This is a genomic window from Endozoicomonas sp., assembly GCF_965196975.1.
Lineage (GTDB): Bacteria > Pseudomonadota > Gammaproteobacteria > Pseudomonadales > Endozoicomonadaceae > Endozoicomonas.
Genome location: NZ_OZ239981.1, coordinates 4,987,424 through 5,006,195, shown reverse-complemented (window position 1 = coordinate 5,006,195; position 18,772 = coordinate 4,987,424). Strand labels below are relative to the sequence as shown.

The following is an 18,772-nucleotide window of genomic DNA, read 5'->3' as shown; positions in this document are numbered from 1 at the left end:
AATTACTAGCCCGGATATTTCATAAACTGCCCCGAATCTCGGGCAGGACTTTGTCGCCCTAAGGGATTTTGTGAGGGAGTGCCGTACCGGGGAGTACGGTCGACCGAGCAAAACTCCCTTAGGGCGGCAAAGGACAAGCGAGAACGGGAGCACGTTTATGAAATATCCGGGCTAGCATGATGGTAAGTCCAAGTTGTATCTTCAAAATCACGCAATTATTTGCTTTCCGTTTTTTAATCTTCGGAAATAAGGTTCTCAAACTGTATTGCAGGACGACCAGCAATTATATTCAGATAAGAACCAATATTATGTGCCAGTAACTTCCGAGCGATACGTGATGTCATATGCCATCTATCTCGACAATGGCACTTTTCTATTTCAAAGCGCTCTGTCAATTGACCTATCACTGTTTCTATTCTCCGTCGTACCCGTAATACCAGCTTTACAAACGACTTCGGACGTTCATCTTGCATGTTTTTTCTCAGTGGCGTCTGAAGATCAATACCTAATTCCTGACAATCAGCTTTAAACTCAGGCCTTATATAGCCCTTATCGCCAAGCAAGAGGCCAGAAATGGTCTCGAGCATGTCATAGGCTGCATCACGCTCATCTACGTTCGCTGCGGTCAGAGTAAAACCCACAGGAATCCCTCGTGCTTCAACCAGCAAATGCCCCTGAAAGCCATAGAACTTCTTGTCCTTGGAAGCGCAGTAACCATAACCAGCCTCAGCTTTAAAGATACGGCTCTGTGGTGCACGGGTTCTGACGACAACATCAATCGGAAAACCATCGATTAAATGGATATCTGCATTATCTGCATGCATCATCTGGACTATACGAATTTGCAGTCGTTGTTTCACATGCCATAAGTTGGCGGCCTGTTTGACAAATGCCGAGCGTGAAGGAATGTCAGGAAACAGGTGTCGCCAGTGTCGGGTAAAATACTTCCAAATCTCAGTGTCCTTATGATGCCCAAGCCATTCACCGACAACTTCCATGGTGATCGCTTCACTATCAGTGAGCTTTGGTGGAAACCCTCGAAGTCGCAGTGGTACAGGAAAAAGCTCTTTTACCAAATCGTCGATCAAGCAGTAGACTGTAGTGATAAACTCTTCAACGGGCATGACTGAAACCTTCTTTGCTTTCTACTGCTTTTAATAGCAGAAAGCAGGATCAGTCATGTCTCCTTATGCAAACCTAAAAGTCGCACATGGCGTTATATTTTGTGTTTGAGAACAGTCTGAAGGCACTTCTGAGCTGAAGGCTTTCTATTTCGTAAACTATTCAGGCTTACCACCGTTTAATGTAAGTCACTGGTAACGGATATTTTGTGGAATCTGTCATGTCCAACCTGTTAACAAAAGGCGCCTCCGCGACAGCGTGGGGACCAGAGAGGGTAAACGCCTTAAGGGAGCTGTGGGGACGTCGCCTCGTTCTTGGCGTCCCCTATCTCTGGCTGCTGTTATTCTTTCTTGTCCCTTTCCTGATTGTGGTCAAGATCAGCTTTTCATCGGCAGAAATTGCCATTCCGCCCTATTCAGCCATCGTTGAGTACTTCGATGAAGTATTGACGTTCAATTTAAATCTGGGCAATTACCTGTTCCTAGCCGACGATGAGATGTACCTGCAAGCCTATCTGACCTCGATCAGGCTGGCTCTGGTTGCGACCTTCTTCTGCCTTCTGCTGGGCTATCCAATGGCCTACGCCATGGCTCAGGCACCCGGAAGAAAACAAAGTTTCCTGCTCATGCTGGTACTGCTGCCATCATGGACCTCTTTCCTGATCCGCATATACGCCTGGATGGGAATACTGAAAAATAACGGGTTACTGAACAACCTGTTGATGTGGTGTGGCATTATTGACCAACCCCTGCAGATCTTGAACACCAATATCGCCGTTTACATAGGCATCGTTTATGCCTATCTGCCATTTATGGTGCTCCCTATCTATGCCAACCTGACCCAACTGGATAAATCACTACTGGAAGCAGCCAATGACCTGGGCTGCCGTCCATGGGAGACCTTTTTCAGGGTTACCCTGCCTCTGTCCAAGGGTGGCATTATCGCAGGCTGTATGCTGGTCTTTATCCCTGCTGTAGGAGAATACGTGATTCCTGAGCTGCTGGGAGGACCTGAAAGCCTGATGATCGGTAAAGTGCTCTGGCAGGAGTTCTTCAACAACCGTGACTGGCCATTAGCCAGTTCCCTGGCCATGATCATGCTGCTGATCCTCTGCCTGCCTATTGCCTTCTTTAATCGCCAGCAGGCGAAGCAACTGGAGGCCAGCCTGTAATGACTACTGCAACTGAGCGCGCCAACAGCTTTGGGCGAATCAAAAAGCCGGGCTTTTCCACCATCATGCTGATACTTGGGCTGATTTTTCTCTATCTGCCCATGTTCATCCTCGTGATTTATTCCTTCAATGCTTCACGGCTGGTAACCGTCTGGGCAGGTTTCTCAACCAAATGGTATGTAGAGCTGTTTCAGGATGAGCAACTGATGGGCGCCGTATGGACCAGCTTGAGAATTGCTTTCTATAGCGCCTCCATGGCCGTGATTCTGGGCACGGTCTCTGCCTTTGCTATTGACCGTTTTGGCAAATTCCGTGGCAGAACCGCCTTTAACAGCATGTTAACAGCTCCACTGGTGATGCCGGACGTGATCACTGGCCTGTCGCTGCTTCTGCTGTTTGTCACCATGGCTGACCTGATCGGCTGGCCCATGGAGCGGGGCATGCTGACCATCTGGATCGCCCACGTCACCTTCTCCACCGCCTATGTGGCGGTTGTGGTTGGAGCAAGATTGCGGGAAGTGGATCGCTCCATCGAAGAGGCCGCGATGGATCTGGGAGCCACTCCATTCAGAACGTTCTTTCTGATCACAATCCCAACCATTGCCCCATCGCTGGCAGCCGGCTGGTTGCTGGCATTCACCCTGTCTCTGGATGATCTGGTCATTGCCAGTTTTGTCTCCGGCCCGGGCTCAACCACTCTGCCAATGGTGGTATTCTCATCCGTGCGTCTGGGGATCTCACCCAAGATTAACGCCATGGCAACACTGATCATTCTGGTCGTGTCTCTGGCTGCCCTGTTTGGATGGTGGTTTATGCGCCGTTCAGAAAGGGAAAGAAGAGCCAGCCTGGAAAGGTTTGGCACCAGTTAAAAAAACCGGGCATTGCCCGGTTTTTTTTATGGACTGAACTGCTTCTCAAGCACTGACCGCTTCTGCTGTTTCAGTCATCACTATGCTTGTCTCATGGTACTCAACTGGCACCCTGTTCAAATTACACAACAGCTGATAGGGAATGGTATTTGAACATTCTGCGACCTCAGCAACGGATAGATCATTACCCCAGAGAATCGCACGATCCCCGATTTTCACATTGGGCAAATCGGTTAAATCCACAGTCAACATATCCATCGATACTCTGCCCACCAGCGGAACCCGGTGACCATTAATAACTACCGGTGTTCCATTGGCCGCATGACGGGGATAACCATCCGCATAACCTATAGCAACCACTCCGATTCGCGTTGGTCTTTCGGCGATCCAACGACTTCCATAGCCAACAGAGCTTCCGGTCGGAATCTCTTTAATGCTGATAATGGCAGAACTCAGCTCCATAACAGGCGTTATTTTCTGCTCAATACCATGAGTTTCTGGAAATGGAGAGACGCCATAAAGCAGCAGGCCAGGACGATTCCAGCCTCCCCGGGCTTCTTTCAGAGCAACGAGTCCTGCTGAATTACAAAAACTGCGTTCACCAGGCAGGTCATGGGTATGATTATTGAAGGTTGTCAGCTGCTGTTGAGCATGATCACTGTCTGACTCATCTGCACAGGCAAAATGACTCATCAACACAATGTCTTTAACAAAGGAGAGATCATTGAGTTGTTTCCAGACCTTACGGTACTCATCAGGGGCAAAGCCAACCCGTCCCATACCGGAATCCATCTTCAACCACAGCCTTACCGGATGGTCGAGAGGATGGGCGACTAGTGCATCAATCTGATACTGATGATGGATCACCGTATCCAGACGGTACTGGTCAATCATCTCCAGCTCTGAAGGTTCAAAAAAGCCCTCCAGCAGCAGTATGGGCTGTTTGATCCCAGCAGCACGAAGTTCCAGGGCTTCCTCAATACAGGCAACCGCAAACCCACTGGCAATATCGGCAAGCGCGGTCGCACAGGCAGTCGCACCGTGGCTATAGGCGTCCGCCTTTACCACAGCCATCACCTGACCACTACCAGACAGTTGTTGGGCAATACGATAGTTATGACGCAGCGCATCAAGGCTTATCGTTGCTGTTGCTGGTCGACCCATGCCTTTTGAGATTCCCCCGGAAATGCCAGTTAAAGGCAGCATCCTATCAATTAATAACTATCAGCTCTTTATGTGTTTATAGAAATCGTTATATTGAATAAATAATACCCTTTAGCCGTATTTATCCATAGTATTGATTGCTTTTTATTCTTAATTAAACCGGAGGAGCCCACCTGAAAAAGTCAGCTTCTCAGTGAAAATGCACGTGTCAGTAGAAATAGAGATTAGGGAGCAACCTACAGCTGCAGGAGCTCCTTTACTGAGACAGGGACAAGAAGATTATTCCGCTTTCTTTTTGGAGTCAGTTGTATTCCGAAACCGGGCTTCCATGGAAGAGAGGATACTTTTGGCTAAACGACCAATACCGGGTTTCTGATCATCAGCGAAAGGAATTGGACGACAGAGCGCCATGGCCCTGAGCCCAATGCGGGCAGAATAGATGCCTACGCCAACCCCGCTGGCAGCCTGGGAGCTCACTACGCTCAACAATTGGTTGGACGTAAAATCTGCCAACTGATCAGACAGCAGTTCTGTAGCACCCGCCAGCGCCATCTGCTCCAGAACCATTTTTAATAGATGGGTACGAGCAGGCAATGAAGGCCTAACACCATAGACCTGACAGATCTCATCGAGCATCTGAATACTGCGCCAGACAGACAGCAGCATATCGACAGCAGCAAATGGGCTGAGTGCCACCATCAAAGCGACTTGCTGGCTATGTTGTGAAATAAGGGTAAGTGCGTGCTGATCCAGTTTCTGGAAAAAATGGCTATCCAGGTAAGACAATAGCTCGCTGTCATCAGCGTAATCAGGCATCTCAGATAACACTTGTTCCAGCAGCACCTGCTGAGGCTTGCCCTGATAGAGTTTTCTCAACCGCCCAAGCCAGTGTTTTTTTAATACTGTTGTTCTCTGGTTTCGAAACTGTGCAGCCTGCTCCTGCAGTTCGGTGATATGTTTGAAGTCGCGTTGATACAGGAAAAACTCTACAACGGCTTTAACGACAATGACAGCCAGGGCCAGAAAAAGTACAGAAAACAGTAAGGCTAATGACCAGTGCAGTTGATAGAGAAAAAAGCCCAGTTCGACCGTTTGCCAAAGTGCCAATATCATCAGCAGAGTCAGCAGTCCATAAAATGCTGACTTCAGAAAGCGAACTGGTTTGGCTGCCAGCTCAGGTCCTGTCAACACCCGACCCTGAAAACCATCACTGATGGAGTCCGGTGTATCAAGGGATTGCTCTGATTCCAGAGGGATAAAGTATGGGTCGTGATGTCTGCTCATGAAAAACGGTCTCCCAGCAGATCATTAAGAATACTATCCAGACGGATATGGGGTAATCGTCCACCAGCGGTCAGCTGAAGTCCCTCTGGCGGCATCAGTCGGCGCAGCTGCCACTGGCCCAGAGCCTGCCAGTCATCCATCACCGGAATCTGTTCGGGAATATCCGGGTGCAGCAGCACTCCCGGGCCCTGTTCTGTCATCCCCTGCAGAGCCTGACGCCCCCGATAGTCTACATAAGTCGTTGAGCGAACGGCTGCAACCGCTTCACAGCGGACATCAATAGCATTGAACGCCGCTCTGCGCCTTGCATCCTGAACCAGGTTTGCCGTCAGCCCTCTGACCGCTTCATGCTGATCAGGCAGTACCTGGTCAATTTTACTGGCGGCGAACACAACCCGATCGATTCGTGGCTGAATTAATCTTCTGAGCAGACTGTTGCGCCCATAATCAAAACTTTGAAGTACCTGAGTCAAAGAGAAGCGAAGGTCATCAAATGCTTTCTGGCCACTGTTCAACGACTTGAGAACATCAACCAGCACCAGCTGTCGGTCGACCTTCTGAAAAGTATGTCGATAAAAGGGTTTGACTCGAGTTTCCAGATAGTGCTGATAATGCCTTTCACACACTTTGAATAAAGAGCTTTCTGTAGCCCCTCCAAGCTTATCTTCTGGAAGACCAGTAATCGAAAGCAGAGGAATAAATGGAAGTTTACTCTCATCACCTGAAGGTTCGGCATGAAGCCAGCGTCCGGGCTGAATCATGGTCAGACCAGCCTGCTGGCAAGCCTTGAGAAAGGTCAGTTGCTCCTGCCATAGCACCTGCAGTTCCAGCTCAGAAATGGTTTCCAGAGGATCAATGGACTTCAGCTTTTCTATATAGCTCCGACCGATAGACAGGCGCATTGCACTGTTGAAAAGGGCATGACATTGAGTACACCAGGCACGGTAATCCATATCCAGCAACGGCAGATCCAGTAACCACTCTCCAGGATAGTCACGAATCTCCAGATAAAGACGACTGATCCCCGGTTTTCCCCGGCGAAATAGCCCAGGCTGATTACGAAACTTGATCTCCAGCAGGCAGCCAGATTCATTCCTTGTCGCTTCCGGCCAACGACCTCTCGATAACGCCTCAATGCCTCGCTGATAAGGAAACAGTGCAACGCCATCCAGAGCAGACAGCTTTACTCCCAACAAACGATCCTGCAAAACCGGTGGAAAAGCAGCCAGAAGCGCTCCTGGATAATGCTGTAACTGATGCATAAGGCTGGTGATCAGAGTGGTCTTACCACTGCCGCTGAAGCCAGTTACCCCGAGTGTAATACGTCGGTTAAGCAGCCGGTCGACGCCATTTTCCAATGAACTGGCCGCAGATCTGGCAAGATCCACCGCTTTGTCCTGCCCACTCTGAAAAGACTGCTTAACCTTATGCTTTATCGGTTTCATCGCAATATCCGGGTTAAAGGCATTGGGCAGTAAATACCAATGGCGGATTAACCAGTTTATCCTGGGCTTCAATCAGCTGAAGCTCATTACTCCCTGTCTGGCAGGCATGTTCAAACAAACCAAACATGACTCCCGCCGTATATTCAAGGGCAAGTTTCAGGTCTTTAACGGTCAGATATCTGGCCAGAAAAACGGCGGTTGCCACATCACCTGAGCCACCAATGGCACCAGGCTTTTCAAAAAATGGCGTCTGCACATACCAGGCATCCCGCTCAGTGACCACCATCATCCCAACCTTACTGTTATCGGAATCGTCAGGCATAACACTGGTCACCAGAACAATCTCTGGACCAAGAGCAGCCAGTGCCTGGCCAGCCATTTTTACACTATCCAGTGTTGAAGCCCTGAGCCCAGTCAGCAGCTCAAGCTCAAACTGGTTTGGAGTGACAATATCTGCCATGGGTATCAGAGAGTTAAGGAACAATGATGTCAACGCTTTATCAACATAGACTCTGCCATCATCACCCATAACGGGATCACAGCAATAAAGCAGTTCCGGGTTCTGCTGTTTGAAACGCTTTACCGCATCACCCAGTACTTCTGCTGTTTCCGGTTCCCCCAGGTAACCGGACAGTATTCCATCACATTGCCCTACTACTCCTTGTGCATCAATACCCTCCAATACGGCCTCCACCGTTTTTGCTGACACAGTGGAACCTTTCCGGTTTGGCCCGGAATGAGAGAAAAGCACCGTATAGACTGGCCAGACATTTACCCCCATACGCTGAAGCGGAAATACCGCTGAAGCATTACCTGCATGCCCTAGGGAAACATGGGACTGTATTGACAATATATTCATAGCTTCATCCAGACCAACCACTTTTCTGGTCAGTACATCATCTCAACTGCCACTTCTCTGACGATGCCAGAAAGCCATTGGCATAGACCGTCGTCTCTATCTGAAGATTTCGTCCATTAATGACCAGATGGCGAACCACTTCGTTCAGTATTCCGCCCGGGCTGTACTCAATCTCTTCTTCCGGTATATCTTTTGTGGGCCTCGAAATACGCTTTCGATCGTCCCCCGGACGGATACGCTGCACAGGCTGTGTGATAACTTCATCCACTGGCTGAATCGATGGCAATGGCTGGATAGGCAGTATTGGCAACGGTTGAATAATGGCTGGGGGTTCCGGCTTCTCTTCTTCTGGTTTGGCTGGCTCAACCTTTCTGACAAAATAGCGCTGCAGATAGATCAGTTCGTTGGCACCAATATACATAACCTCAATATCACCATCAGACCCGCGACTGTCCATACGGAGGAAGCCGTCGACCTGATAGAGGCTGAATTTTTCTGAGTAGCGGCTCTTTCTTTCAGGGTTATAAATCTCGGAGCGGAACGTCATGCCTCTACGGTAGTCACCGTCAACATCCATATTAAGGCTAGTCCTTCGCTTAATCTGACGGGCATTATTCTCACTGCCAACACAGGTCACACGACGAGCATCTCCCTGCCACCTGCGATCAACCTTTTTCAGGAATACCCGGAGGTTTCTCTGCTCCGTTGCAGATAATGGCTCCGATTTTTTGCAATCAAAAATGTTTTCTCCCGCTATCACCGAAGGAGAGGGTTCATAACAGACGACCGCTTTAGCGGATGAAGGAGTGATCATAAGCCAGGCAAAGACAGCCATCAGAAAGTTCGGCACATAGACTCTGCCACAAAACAACTTGCTCACAAGAACTCCCCCAGAAAGGCATCAGCCTGGATTCACATAATAAAAACAGCTAACGAACTGTACTTTCCAGTCAGCCCGCGAGCAAGCGTGAAAGGGAGAACACCATCGCATAGACATTAACGATAGGAGAATGACTGTTTCTAGTACGTATTGTCCAACGTGCACATTATATGTACAGTCAGTCAACATTTTTCATGCCAACCCTATATACAGAGATGTTCTATGGGCTTCCTGCGTAAATCTACTCTTGCTGCAGCAATCATCACTGCAGGCTTCTCTACTACTGCCAGTGCTGACTATCAGTACGGTTTTGGTAACGTCAGCATCAACTACCTTGACTGGTCCAGCGGCACTGAAAGTCGTGCTAAAAAGAAAGACTTCATGTTTCTGGAGCTGGAAGGTGGTGCAGGATTCAGTTGGGGTGAAGTATACGGCTTTTTCGATCTGGAAAACCCACACAAGAACAACGAAGAATCCGATGGCAACGGCCGTCGCACAGCTATGAAAGGCACCATGCGTTATTACCTGGGAAATACCGGTTTTAACCTCTATGGCCACATCTATGATGTTGACACAGCCGATTTCAGCGAACAAAACCGTCTGGTTGGTGTTGGGTTTAATTATCAGAATGCTAACTTCTTCTGGAAGCCATTCTTAGCGATCAACAACACCAACAAAACTGGCAACTTTGGTCATTTCAGTGGCTACAATGGTCTGGTTGCAGGCTGGGTCATGGGTTACGGCTTCAAGCTGGCAGGCCAGGACTTCATGTTCAGCAACTGGCATGAGTATGAGTTTGATCGTGACAAGCAGTACCATGATGGCAAGAAGGATGGCAACAACGGTGCAGCTGCTCTGTGGTGGAATGCCAATGAGAAAATCACCGCAGGCATTCAGTACCGTTATGCCGACGACAAGCTGGGTTCCAATAGCTACCAGAACGGTCTGGTCTACACGCTGAAGTACAACTTCTAAGCACCTAATCGGCCTCTTTGGAGGCCGATTCTATATGCGCTTTACTTCTCAATTTTTGATATCTTTGAGCCTTCCAGAGTCAGGTTATACATCAAACCTTTATTATCCAGAATAAACCCAATAATGGGCGCTTTTGCTGTTTCAGTCGTTATTGTGCCACCAGCGCCAAACTCAGCAATAGCCACACTTCCATCGACTCCAGCTTCCCAGCCATCGCTATTCTGGAAATTCTTCAGTGCAGTACTGGTCATAAACATGATCACCTGAGATCGTGCCTGAGCCCCAAGCTGGAAGCCAATGGATGCAGATATTGTCCGGTAATAAGACTGTATACGGTTGTTAACCAGAAGGGCGCCATCACCAAACTCCCCCCCAATGCCTATCCCACCCTTCACAACAGTAGGAAATACCAGTATACCTTTGGCTTTTCTACTCAACTCTTTTGCTGCAGGTCGCTCTTGATACAATTTCTTCAACGTAGCTTTGACTTCGGCATTCAACTCTTCTTTCGATGCAGCATGAGCACTCATAAAGGGCAGTGCCAGAGTGATAACCAGAAAAGATGCCAGCAAAGAACTTAACTTATATTTCATCATGGGTTCTTTTTCTGAAAGGAAAGACGCAGAGCATTAAACGCTTCTTAATTGGATTTATCAATCTTGAGAGGGCATTTATAGCGGCAATGCTGTCGTATACTTCATTTGTTCCATAGCAAAACTGGAAGTAACGTCAGTAAGACCATCCACTCTATTGACCAGCTCTTTGTAAAACCGGTCAAACGACTGGATATCTTTCACCACCACTCTCAGCAGGTAATCGTACTCCCCACTCATTCGATAGCATTCAGCTATCTCCGGATAGCTGCTAATCACCTTCCCAAAGGAGTCCAGCCACTCGCTGTTGTGACGACGGGTTTTGATATGGACAAAAACAGAAACGCCCAAGCCAACCTTCTCAGGATTCACAAGCGCTACCCGCCTTGTTATGTAACCTTCAGCCTCGAGTCGTTTAATCCGCTTCCAGCAGGGAGTCGGAGAAAGATTCACCTTCTCAGACAAATCAGCCAGTGATAGTGTCGTATCTTTTTGCAACTCTCGGAGTATATTCCGGTCTGTCTTATCCATTAAGTTCCCATTGATATGCATTCAAATGGCTGCAGAGGCGGATTAATATGAGTGCTGCGGTGTCGATACGCAATCACTAAATAACACTTACAACCAAGAATGAATACAACACATGAAGTCAATAATTGCTCTTTTTACCATTATATTATCAGCTGGCATCTTCCAAACAGCTCTGGCTCAGCCTCTTACCGCCGAAGAGAAAAAAGGTATCCAGAGAACAATCGTCAACAATATAAAGATCAAGACAAAAGCCAGAGTGCTGGATAACAGCGCGATAAAAAAGACCTTCTCTGCAAAATTTTATGATGTAACGATTACACAACATGATATTGAGGAAGTTTCTTCTTCATCTCAAAATAGAACATTAGTAAAGCAGGGAAATAAATTCATTTATCTTGAATCACCCACCACAAATGAGCCCCTTCCAAAACTCTTTAGTATGCTAAATAAGCAATTTATGCTGAGAACTCATAAGGACGCGCAGGTTCTTGAAGAGGCGCTGGATACTCTCTACCCCATCAGCACATCCTTTGGCACAAAAGATCTTGATAAAAAAGAGATCAGGCAGGAAGGCAATCAATGGTTTTTTATCAGAGGGGAATTCTTTGACAACCTTATGGGGTTTGTATTTAACACTGACGCAAGTGGTCAAATCCAATCAGTATCCTATTCACTAAGCATTGGTAGATAAGTTAGTGCACTTAGTGATGGCAAATGGATGAACAGACATAAAAGAGCCTGGGTATAGCTCAACCTATACCCAGATAAGCCACACTCAAACACTGTCAATAGTCAACAGCCCTACCACGTTCTGGTCACGGTCTTTCACCACCAGTGTATGAATACCCTGCTCTTTCATTAAAAGTCGAGCTTCCTCAGCACTGATATTTTCCTGAACACAGATTGGTGTACCGTTCATAATATTTCTTGCGTGAATCCCCTGAAGGCTCTCTGCCCCGGCCAGATTTCGGCGCAAGTCACCATCCGTGATTATGCCGCACAGCAAGTCCCCTTCCATGACAAGACACAGGTTAGTCCGATGACTGGTCATGGTCTGCATCACTTTACGAAGGCTGCAATCCGGCGAAACCACTGCAAGATCTCCCCGCTGGACAACATCCCGTACCCACACCATTTTCTGGTCACTTTGCTGTGCTTCGGGAGAGCTGAACATCCGTCGGCGAATCAGGGTTTCAGCCAACAGGTCACCAATCGCCAGCAAAACTGTGGTATAGGTCGTAGGCGCCTGTTCTCGATCTTCGCGACTCTCTACCACACTGGCATCCAGCACTATATCTGCCTGCTCAGCAACCGGCCCGGCAGGATCACCGGTAATGGCAATCACTTTATTACCCATTTGCCGGATTGCTGGATAAAGACGAAGCAACTCCTCAGTCCTGCCACTGTATGAGAGCATGATAATGACGTCTCCGGGACCAATCATACTCAGATTATCTTCCCAGGTTTCGGCAGCATTCAGTATATGGGTGGATAAGCCTGTGGCATACAGCGTGGCGGCGATTTTCTGTCCCACCAGGCCGGATTGCTTCATTCCAAACATAATGGCCCGGCCACGACACTCGGCCAATAGCTCCAATGCCGCACTGAAGCTCCCGTTGATCCTGGCCTCCAATGCATGCAGCGCTTCAATCTGCCCCGCAACACTGTTACGCATCACATCAGAAACCAGCTGGTTTTGATCCAGATTCATAGTCCATCTCGTCTAATCATTTACATTCAAGTCTGTCACAGCAGAACTATTAGAGAATTGATCAGGGGCATAAAACGGTTAAATCCTCCAAGTTTGAAGCGTTTAGAAGCAAAATATAAAAACATAATCTTCAATAATTATCATATAGTTATAAAAAGTAAGAACTTTTCAGGAAGTTATGAAGCTTTTTCATGACTAAACTGTATATAAAACCAATCAGACATCAGGAAGATTGAACAGTAACGTTTGAGCAAAAAACATTACTGTCTGATTTCAAAGGGAATTATAAATTTATGGGTATTATGGATAATGCTTTTTCCCTGAGTCAGCTCCAAGTATTTACTGAATCTAACCGTAAATCATCTGACTTAGTAAGACTGCATAAAGGTAAAATCACCACTGGCAAGCCCGGCAACTGGCTTGGAAGAATAGTTTTTGCGTTAAAAAAGCATATTTTTCGTCAAATCCCTTCAAATCTCACCTGGGAACAAAACTGCCAGAATATTGCCCGGGCAGAAATGTTAAATCTTGCTGCAGCGACTCCAACTCCTATTCGAAATCGTATCGTACGCCAGCTTGAAAACAACCATGACGTCACTATCCAGTTTTTAACGTCCTGTATTTCTGAGGCTCAACGATTAACTCCCTATTTAGGCAGTCCATTACAGGGGTGCTCTCTCTGAATGATTGAAACAATAGTGCTCTATTTTCACAGCTACTATGGGAACACCACTCATAATAGTTAACTGTCATGCCCGCTTCTGTTATTTCCAGCTCTACCAAAAGCATCGTTTTGCAAATTGAAGTTTCTATAGATTCAGGCAACATGCTGAATCTTGAAGATAGTTTACAGCGTGCACTCAATGAAGCCGGGCAGCTTGGAACAAAAGAGTTATTGGGGCTATTTGAATCACCCAATAAAGAACCTATCGTCGTTAATCAGCAGAAGTGGAACTACAAAGGAAAGGTTCTTAAGCACTATGAAACCTTATACGGTCGTATACCTTTGGAGCGCTCCGTATATCAGGGTGTCAGAGGTGGCAGTACTCTGGCAGCACTTGATCTTCGTGCCGGTATTATTGGTTCAGCTACCCCCAAATTTGCCAAGTCTATCGCCTGGAAATACAGCCAGATGCCAGCGCCTGCGGTAAAAGAAGATTTTGAGACCAACCATCAAAGGACGCTTTCAAATTCTTATATCAAGCATTTATCGGACAGAGTAGGTGCATTAATTGAAGACCAGCAAGACACTCACTACCACCTTCCTCCACTAAAAGAGCCTGTTGAAACAATAGCCATTGGTCTGGATGGAACCTGCATGCTGCTTTGTGAAGAAGGCTGGAGGGAAGCCATGTGTGGGACATTGAGCCTATATTCTGCAGATGGAGACAGGCTCCACACGATATATACAGCCAGTTCGCCAGAGTATGGTAAACAAAGCTTTATGAGCAAGCTCGACGAGGAGATTGCAGATCTAAAACGACTCTACCCAAATGCCACATACATCGGGGTAGCTGACGGGGCTAGAGAAAACTGGAGTTATTTGAAACAACATACCTCTGGGCAGATACTCGATTTTTATCATGCATCTGAATATTTAGCTGGAGCAGCGGAAGCACTGTTTCCAACCAGTAAGGCGAAGCGACACCAGTGGCTTGAAGACAGGCTACATAGTTTGAAAAACAAGCGTGGAGCAGCCAAAAAAATCCTTCAGGAAATTGAATCAGCCGAGCTCCCGAAAAAGACAATCGCACTGACAGAGAAGCGCTACAAAGCTGTGAGCTATTTTACAAACAATCACCAGTTAATGAATTATCATCAGGCGCTTAAACGCCATTGGCCAATAGGTTCAGGAGTTACTGAAGCGGCTTGTAAGACTCTGGTAAAGCAACGATTATGTGGTTCTGGAATGAGGTGGAAAGCAACAGGAGCGGAAGTGCTTTTGACAACAAGAGCACTGATCCAGAGTAAGGGGCGCTGGGAACAACTTTGGTCTGAGTTCATGACTGGAAAGGTTGAAGCTAACCTATGAGTCAGTTATCAAATTGAGAGAGCACCCATTACAGGCTAAGCAAATTATAAGAGACCAAATCGTTTCAGGTGATATTAAAAACATACAGCAACTTGAAAGATTAACTCACGAGATCCTTCATGAAATAAGAGGATCCCTGGTTGAGCCAAGCATTGATTATGAAGATGGATGGTGCGAAGTCGTCAATTTAAAAGACAAAAGAGTAAGTAAAAAACCAGGCCAATTTTTTGATGACTTAACACTAAGAGGAGTGACCATAAACTCAGAAAAAGAGATTGATGACGGGTGGGTGGATGTCATACCGGACACAACTGAGGAAATGCATCTAAAGCTATTGAATCAACAGATTCCAGATATCTATAAAGAGTATTTAAATGAGCTGCGTACTATTACGTTGGCACAGCAGATGTATTCATGTGTTCGCTCTTTAACAGTCACTTCTGAAGCAGATATTGAAGCGATCTGTAATCAGCTGCAAACCTTGTGCACTTGTGGTTCAGTAATTAACACTGACCTAAACCTCCCAATGTTGGACTTTGAAGTCAAAAAAGATGCGCTTGCTGACATTCAGAGGTATGGAAACAGCGAGCGGGCAAAAGCCGCTATACATGAAGTCGCCATCATGCTGCATAAACAAGCTGATACTGATTTACTGCCCTACCTTGAAGATCCAGAGTCTGCCAGAGCTCTTATGCTGGATGAAATAGTGACTGGAAAAATTACAAATCCGGAACAAATTTCAATACTTCAAAAGCGAATATCTCAGGCATTCAGTGGACAGCAGGAATTAATCTCAAAATACAATGCTGTATTCGACAACCTGCGTTGGGCGTTGCAAATAGTGGGTAAAAGAGCAGAAGGGTTAACGCATCAACTTACAATGAATGAGTTACGCCTCATTAAACTGTCACAGAGCATGTATGCATGTGTTCGCACATCAAAAGCTACAACTGAAGCAAATATTGAAGCTATTTGTAGTCAGCTAAAAACAGTGTGTGCCAGTAATAGTTCAGTATCAGAAGCTTATTTCAACCGACATCTCTCTATGCTGGACTTTGAAGGCAAAGAAGAAAAGCTTGCCGACATCATAAGCCACGGAAACAGTGAGTTGGCAAAAGCAGCTATCGGTGAAGTCACCACCATGCTTTATAACCAAGCTGATACTGACCTAATGCCCTACCTAGAAGGCCCTGAGTCCGCCAGAGCTATTTTACTGGATGAAATAATTACAGGAAAATTCACAACCCCAGAACAAATTTTAGCACTTCATGAGCGTGTGTATCATGCACTTGATGAGGAAGAGGAATTAACCTCAAGGTATGATTTTGTGTTTGATAGTCTTTATTGGACTATGCAATTAATGAATAAAAGAACCGATGGGTTTGCCAATCGACTCACAATTAATAAAGCCATCTTTGATCTTTATCAAAAATGTGGTTTAGAAGAGCACGCAGCTCCTGTCGATGTAGAATTTAGTCCTGACATTAATCGTCTGAAGTTTGATTTGCACGATGAGGATATTGAGACACTCAAGCGACTCAATCGATCTGGTTTGACGTTAAGAGCGATCGGTGACGGGTGCTCTCTCAATTTGATAACTGACTCATAGGTTAGCTTCAACCTTTCCAGTCATGAACTCAGACCAAAGTTGTTCCCAGCGCCCCTTACTCTGGATCAGTGCTCTTGTTGTCAAAAGCACTTCCGCTCCTGTTGCTTTCCACCTCATTCCAGAACCACATAATCGTTGCTTTACCAGAGTCTTACAAGCCGCTTCAGTAACTCCTGAACCTATTGGCCAATGGCGTTTAAGCGCCTGATGATAATTCATTAACTGGTGATTGTTTGTAAAATAGCTCACAGCTTTGTAGCGCTTCTCTGTCAGTGCGATTGTCTTTTTCGGGAGCTCGGCTGATTCAATTTCCTGAAGGATTTTTTTGGCTGCTCCACGCTTGTTTTTCAAACTATGTAGCCTGTCTTCAAGCCACTGGTGTCGCTTCGCCTTACTGGTTGGAAACAGTGCTTCCGCTGCTCCAGCTAAATATTCAGATGCATGATAAAAATCGAGTATCTGCCCAGAGGTATGTTGTTTCAAATAACTCCAGTTTTCTCTAGCCCCGTCAGCTACCCCGATGTATGTGGCATTTGGGTAGAGTCGTTTTAGATCTGCAATCTCCTCGTCGAGCTTGCTCATAAAGCTTTGTTTACCATACTCTGGCGAACTGGCTGTATATATCGTGTGGAGCCTGTCTCCATCTGCAGAATATAGGCTCAATGTCCCACACATGGCTTCCCTCCAGCCTTCTTCACAAAGCAGCATGCAGGTTCCATCCAGACCAATGGCTATTGTTTCAACAGGCTCTTTTAGTGGAGGAAGGTGGTAGTGAGTGTCTTGCTGGTCTTCAATTAATGCACCTACTCTGTCCGATAAATGCTTGATATAAGAATTTGAAAGCGTCCTTTGATGGTTGGTCTCAAAATCTTCTTTTACCGCAGGCGCTGGCATCTGGCTGTATTTCCAGGCGATAGACTTGGCAAATTTGGGGGTAGCTGAACCAATAATACCGGCACGAAGATCAAGTGCTGCCAGAGTACTGCCACCTCTGACACCCTGATATACGGAGCGCTCCAAAGGTATACGACCGTATAAGGTTTCATAGTGCTTAAGAACCTTTCCTTTGTAGTTCCACTTCTGCTGATTAACGACGATAGGTTCTTTATTGGGTGATTCAAATAGCCCCAATAACTCTTTTGTTCCAAGCTGCCCGGCTTCATTGAGTGCACGCTGTAAACTATCTTCAAGATTCAGCATGTTGCCTGAATCTATAGAAACTTCAATTTGCAAAACGATGCTTTTGGTAGAGCTGGAAATAACAGAAGCGGGCATGACAGTTAACTATTATGAGTGGTGTTCCCATAGTAGCTGTGAAAATAGAGCACTATTGTTTCAATCATTCAGAGAGAGCACCCTCGGTGACCTGACATATATACTCCATCAAGCTGACATCGGAACTCCCATCCAGTTGATTTTGGCAAAGGTTACCCATCGACAGACGTTAAGGCCAACTGATCAGGAAGCGGAAATAATCTGTGCTCAATTAAAGTACGTTTTTACAGTACATGACTTAAGCTCTGCTTTACCCAAAGGCTTAGACTTTACAGCAGATGAGTTGGAAGAAATAAAGAGGGTCAAGCACTGGGGACTTTCAAAAGACGTTGTTAATGCCATTGCCGTAAAGTTACACAACTATATCGGCAGTGACCTGTCACCCTGCCTTGAGAGTCCAGAAAAGGCAAAAGAAAAATTACTAAAGGACTTTATTTCTGGCGAAATTCAAGGCTTTGACGAGATGAATGAAGTGCACGAAAGAGTCCTGCGAGTCTTACATGATCAGGATGAACGGCTTCCAGAATATGATGAAATGTTTGACAGCCTGTCATTAACTATTGATCTATTCAATAAAGTTAAATGGCCTATCGACGCTTCATCAGCTCAGGCAACGCTCAGAGAACTATATAGCTGCTGCGGTTTAGATAATGAGCTCTCCCCCCTGCAGGAAGAGCCCGGTTCTCAAGATAGGAGCCAATCTAGGATTGTACTTGGGACTGACGATATTCACAGGCTTGAAAGGCATAAAGAATCAGGCGTTACCTTAACAGCCCTCAACGACCTTACCGTTGTGCTTCATCAATTTGTGAACCAGCACAAACCTGAAAATTCATCAGTAATTGATGCAGAGCCGGATAGTGGTATCTTTGATGACTAAAAGCAGCGCTGATGGGGCCAGAGGTATGTTAGCTCATACTTTGGCCGCTCACACGATATAAACAACACCATTTCGAACTTCACACTCTAGTGCGCTGAGTTTATCTCCAGGACAAGGCCCTGCTATACATTCGCCGGTTTCGATCAAAAATTGTGCGCCGTGGGTAGCACACTGGATTAAGCGCTTTTCTGAATCCAGAAACTGGTCCGGCTGCCACTCTAAGTTAATACCAAAATGTGGACAGCTGTTTTCATAGACGTATACCTGATCACCTTTACGCACTGCGAAGATGTGCCCACGTTCGTTATGGAAACCTTTACTGCCTGGGTCCTGGAGCTCTTCGATAGCGCATAAACGAATCATTTTTTCCTC

Annotated in this window: 19 protein-coding genes; 8 read left to right on the top strand and 11 right to left on the bottom strand. The window is 46.4% G+C overall.

Going from position 1 to position 18,772, the window contains the following annotated elements; translation table 11 throughout:
• Window positions 1-233 precede the first annotated feature (233 nt).
• On the bottom strand, window positions 234-1,124 hold the full coding sequence (locus ACOCLE_RS22475; RefSeq protein WP_419533099.1) for an IS982 family transposase: 891 nt from the start codon (window positions 1,122-1,124) through the stop codon (window positions 234-236).
• A 218-nt stretch (window positions 1,125-1,342) separates the two neighbouring features.
• Between ACOCLE_RS22475 and ACOCLE_RS22470 the strand changes: the two genes are divergently transcribed.
• Entirely contained in the window at window positions 1,343-2,293 is a 951-nt protein-coding gene (locus ACOCLE_RS22470) for an ABC transporter permease subunit (RefSeq protein WP_419534325.1), read from the top strand.
• A 65-nt stretch (window positions 2,294-2,358) separates the two neighbouring features.
• Window positions 2,359-3,162: an ABC transporter permease subunit gene (locus ACOCLE_RS22465; RefSeq protein ID WP_083232413.1), complete on the top strand. Its 804-nt coding sequence runs from the start codon at window positions 2,359-2,361 to the stop codon at window positions 3,160-3,162.
• Between the two features lie 45 nt (window positions 3,163-3,207).
• On the opposite strand, the gene alr is transcribed toward ACOCLE_RS22465, so the two are convergent.
• From alr to ACOCLE_RS22440, 5 genes are all read right to left on the bottom strand, one after another.
• On the bottom strand, window positions 3,208-4,368 hold the full coding sequence (gene alr, locus ACOCLE_RS22460; RefSeq protein ID WP_419534324.1) for an alanine racemase: 1,161 nt from the start codon (window positions 4,366-4,368) through the stop codon (window positions 3,208-3,210).
• A 237-nt stretch (window positions 4,369-4,605) separates the two neighbouring features.
• Window positions 4,606-5,610, bottom strand: coding sequence for a TIGR01620 family protein (locus tag ACOCLE_RS22455; protein ID WP_419534323.1), 1,005 nt, complete (start codon window positions 5,608-5,610; stop codon window positions 4,606-4,608).
• Entirely contained in the window at window positions 5,607-7,055 is a 1,449-nt protein-coding gene (locus ACOCLE_RS22450) for a YcjX family protein (protein ID WP_419534322.1), read from the bottom strand. The genes ACOCLE_RS22455 and ACOCLE_RS22450 overlap by 4 nt, the downstream gene beginning before the upstream one ends.
• Window positions 7,056-7,068: 13 nt before the next feature.
• A complete protein-coding gene (pdxY, locus tag ACOCLE_RS22445) occupies window positions 7,069-7,914 on the bottom strand; it encodes a pyridoxal kinase PdxY (RefSeq protein ID WP_419534321.1) in 846 nt (281 codons plus the stop codon).
• 37 nt (window positions 7,915-7,951) lie between these two features.
• Window positions 7,952-8,794 (bottom strand): hypothetical protein, encoded by an 843-nt coding sequence (locus tag ACOCLE_RS22440; RefSeq protein ID WP_419534320.1) that lies wholly within the window; start codon window positions 8,792-8,794, stop codon window positions 7,952-7,954.
• Between the two features lie 222 nt (window positions 8,795-9,016).
• Between ACOCLE_RS22440 and ACOCLE_RS22435 the strand changes: the two genes are divergently transcribed.
• Complete coding sequence (locus tag ACOCLE_RS22435; RefSeq protein ID WP_419534319.1) at window positions 9,017-9,769, top strand: outer membrane protein OmpK; 753 nt, start codon at window positions 9,017-9,019, stop codon at window positions 9,767-9,769.
• Window positions 9,770-9,810: 41 nt separating this feature from the next.
• Here ACOCLE_RS22435 and ACOCLE_RS22430 read toward each other — a convergent pair whose 3' ends face one another.
• Window positions 9,811-10,365 carry a YSC84-related protein gene (locus ACOCLE_RS22430; RefSeq protein WP_419534318.1) on the bottom strand — a complete coding sequence of 185 codons (555 nt, stop codon included), beginning with the start codon at window positions 10,363-10,365 and terminating at the stop codon, window positions 9,811-9,813.
• Between the two features lie 75 nt (window positions 10,366-10,440).
• Window positions 10,441-10,893: an Lrp/AsnC family transcriptional regulator gene (locus tag ACOCLE_RS22425; RefSeq protein WP_419534317.1), complete on the bottom strand. Its 453-nt coding sequence runs from the start codon at window positions 10,891-10,893 to the stop codon at window positions 10,441-10,443.
• A 112-nt stretch (window positions 10,894-11,005) separates the two neighbouring features.
• On the opposite strand from ACOCLE_RS22425, the gene ACOCLE_RS22420 reads away from it, so the two are divergent.
• A complete protein-coding gene (locus tag ACOCLE_RS22420; RefSeq protein ID WP_419534316.1) occupies window positions 11,006-11,584 on the top strand; it encodes a hypothetical protein in 579 nt (192 codons plus the stop codon).
• Between the two features lie 84 nt (window positions 11,585-11,668).
• Here the strand turns inward: ACOCLE_RS22420 and ACOCLE_RS22415 are convergent, their stop codons facing one another.
• Window positions 11,669-12,604 carry an SIS domain-containing protein gene (locus ACOCLE_RS22415; protein WP_419534315.1) on the bottom strand — a complete coding sequence of 312 codons (936 nt, stop codon included), beginning with the start codon at window positions 12,602-12,604 and terminating at the stop codon, window positions 11,669-11,671.
• A gap of 293 nt (window positions 12,605-12,897) precedes the next feature.
• Here ACOCLE_RS22415 and ACOCLE_RS22410 point away from each other — a divergent pair, with 293 nt between their 5' ends.
• The 3 genes from ACOCLE_RS22410 to ACOCLE_RS22400 all read left to right on the top strand — a co-directional run bounded on the left by ACOCLE_RS22410 (window position 12,898) and on the right by ACOCLE_RS22400 (window position 16,245).
• Window positions 12,898-13,287: a hypothetical protein gene (locus tag ACOCLE_RS22410; RefSeq protein WP_419534314.1), complete on the top strand. Its 390-nt coding sequence runs from the start codon at window positions 12,898-12,900 to the stop codon at window positions 13,285-13,287.
• 68 nt (window positions 13,288-13,355) lie between these two features.
• Window positions 13,356-14,636, top strand: coding sequence for an ISKra4 family transposase (locus tag ACOCLE_RS22405; protein WP_419532972.1), 1,281 nt, complete (start codon window positions 13,356-13,358; stop codon window positions 14,634-14,636).
• Window positions 14,620-16,245, top strand: a complete 1,626-nt coding sequence (locus tag ACOCLE_RS22400; protein ID WP_419534313.1) for a hypothetical protein — start codon at window positions 14,620-14,622, stop codon at window positions 16,243-16,245. Before ACOCLE_RS22405 ends, ACOCLE_RS22400 begins: the two co-directional genes overlap by 17 nt.
• Here the strand turns inward: ACOCLE_RS22400 and ACOCLE_RS22395 are convergent.
• The gene (locus tag ACOCLE_RS22395; protein ID WP_419532972.1) at window positions 16,240-17,520 is read right to left on the bottom strand and encodes an ISKra4 family transposase; all 1,281 of its coding nucleotides are present in this window, start codon (window positions 17,518-17,520) and stop codon (window positions 16,240-16,242) included. The two genes, ACOCLE_RS22400 and ACOCLE_RS22395, sit on opposite strands and share 6 nt — an antisense overlap.
• On the opposite strand from ACOCLE_RS22395, the gene ACOCLE_RS22390 reads away from it, so the two are divergent.
• Window positions 17,519-18,400: a hypothetical protein gene (locus ACOCLE_RS22390; RefSeq protein WP_419534312.1), complete on the top strand. Its 882-nt coding sequence runs from the start codon at window positions 17,519-17,521 to the stop codon at window positions 18,398-18,400. The genes ACOCLE_RS22395 and ACOCLE_RS22390 overlap by 2 nt on opposite strands.
• A 48-nt stretch (window positions 18,401-18,448) precedes the next feature.
• On the opposite strand, the gene ACOCLE_RS22385 is transcribed toward ACOCLE_RS22390, so the two are convergent.
• Entirely contained in the window at window positions 18,449-18,763 is a 315-nt protein-coding gene (locus ACOCLE_RS22385) for a Rieske (2Fe-2S) protein (protein ID WP_419534311.1), read from the bottom strand.
• Between the last annotated feature and the right edge of the window lie 9 nt (window positions 18,764-18,772).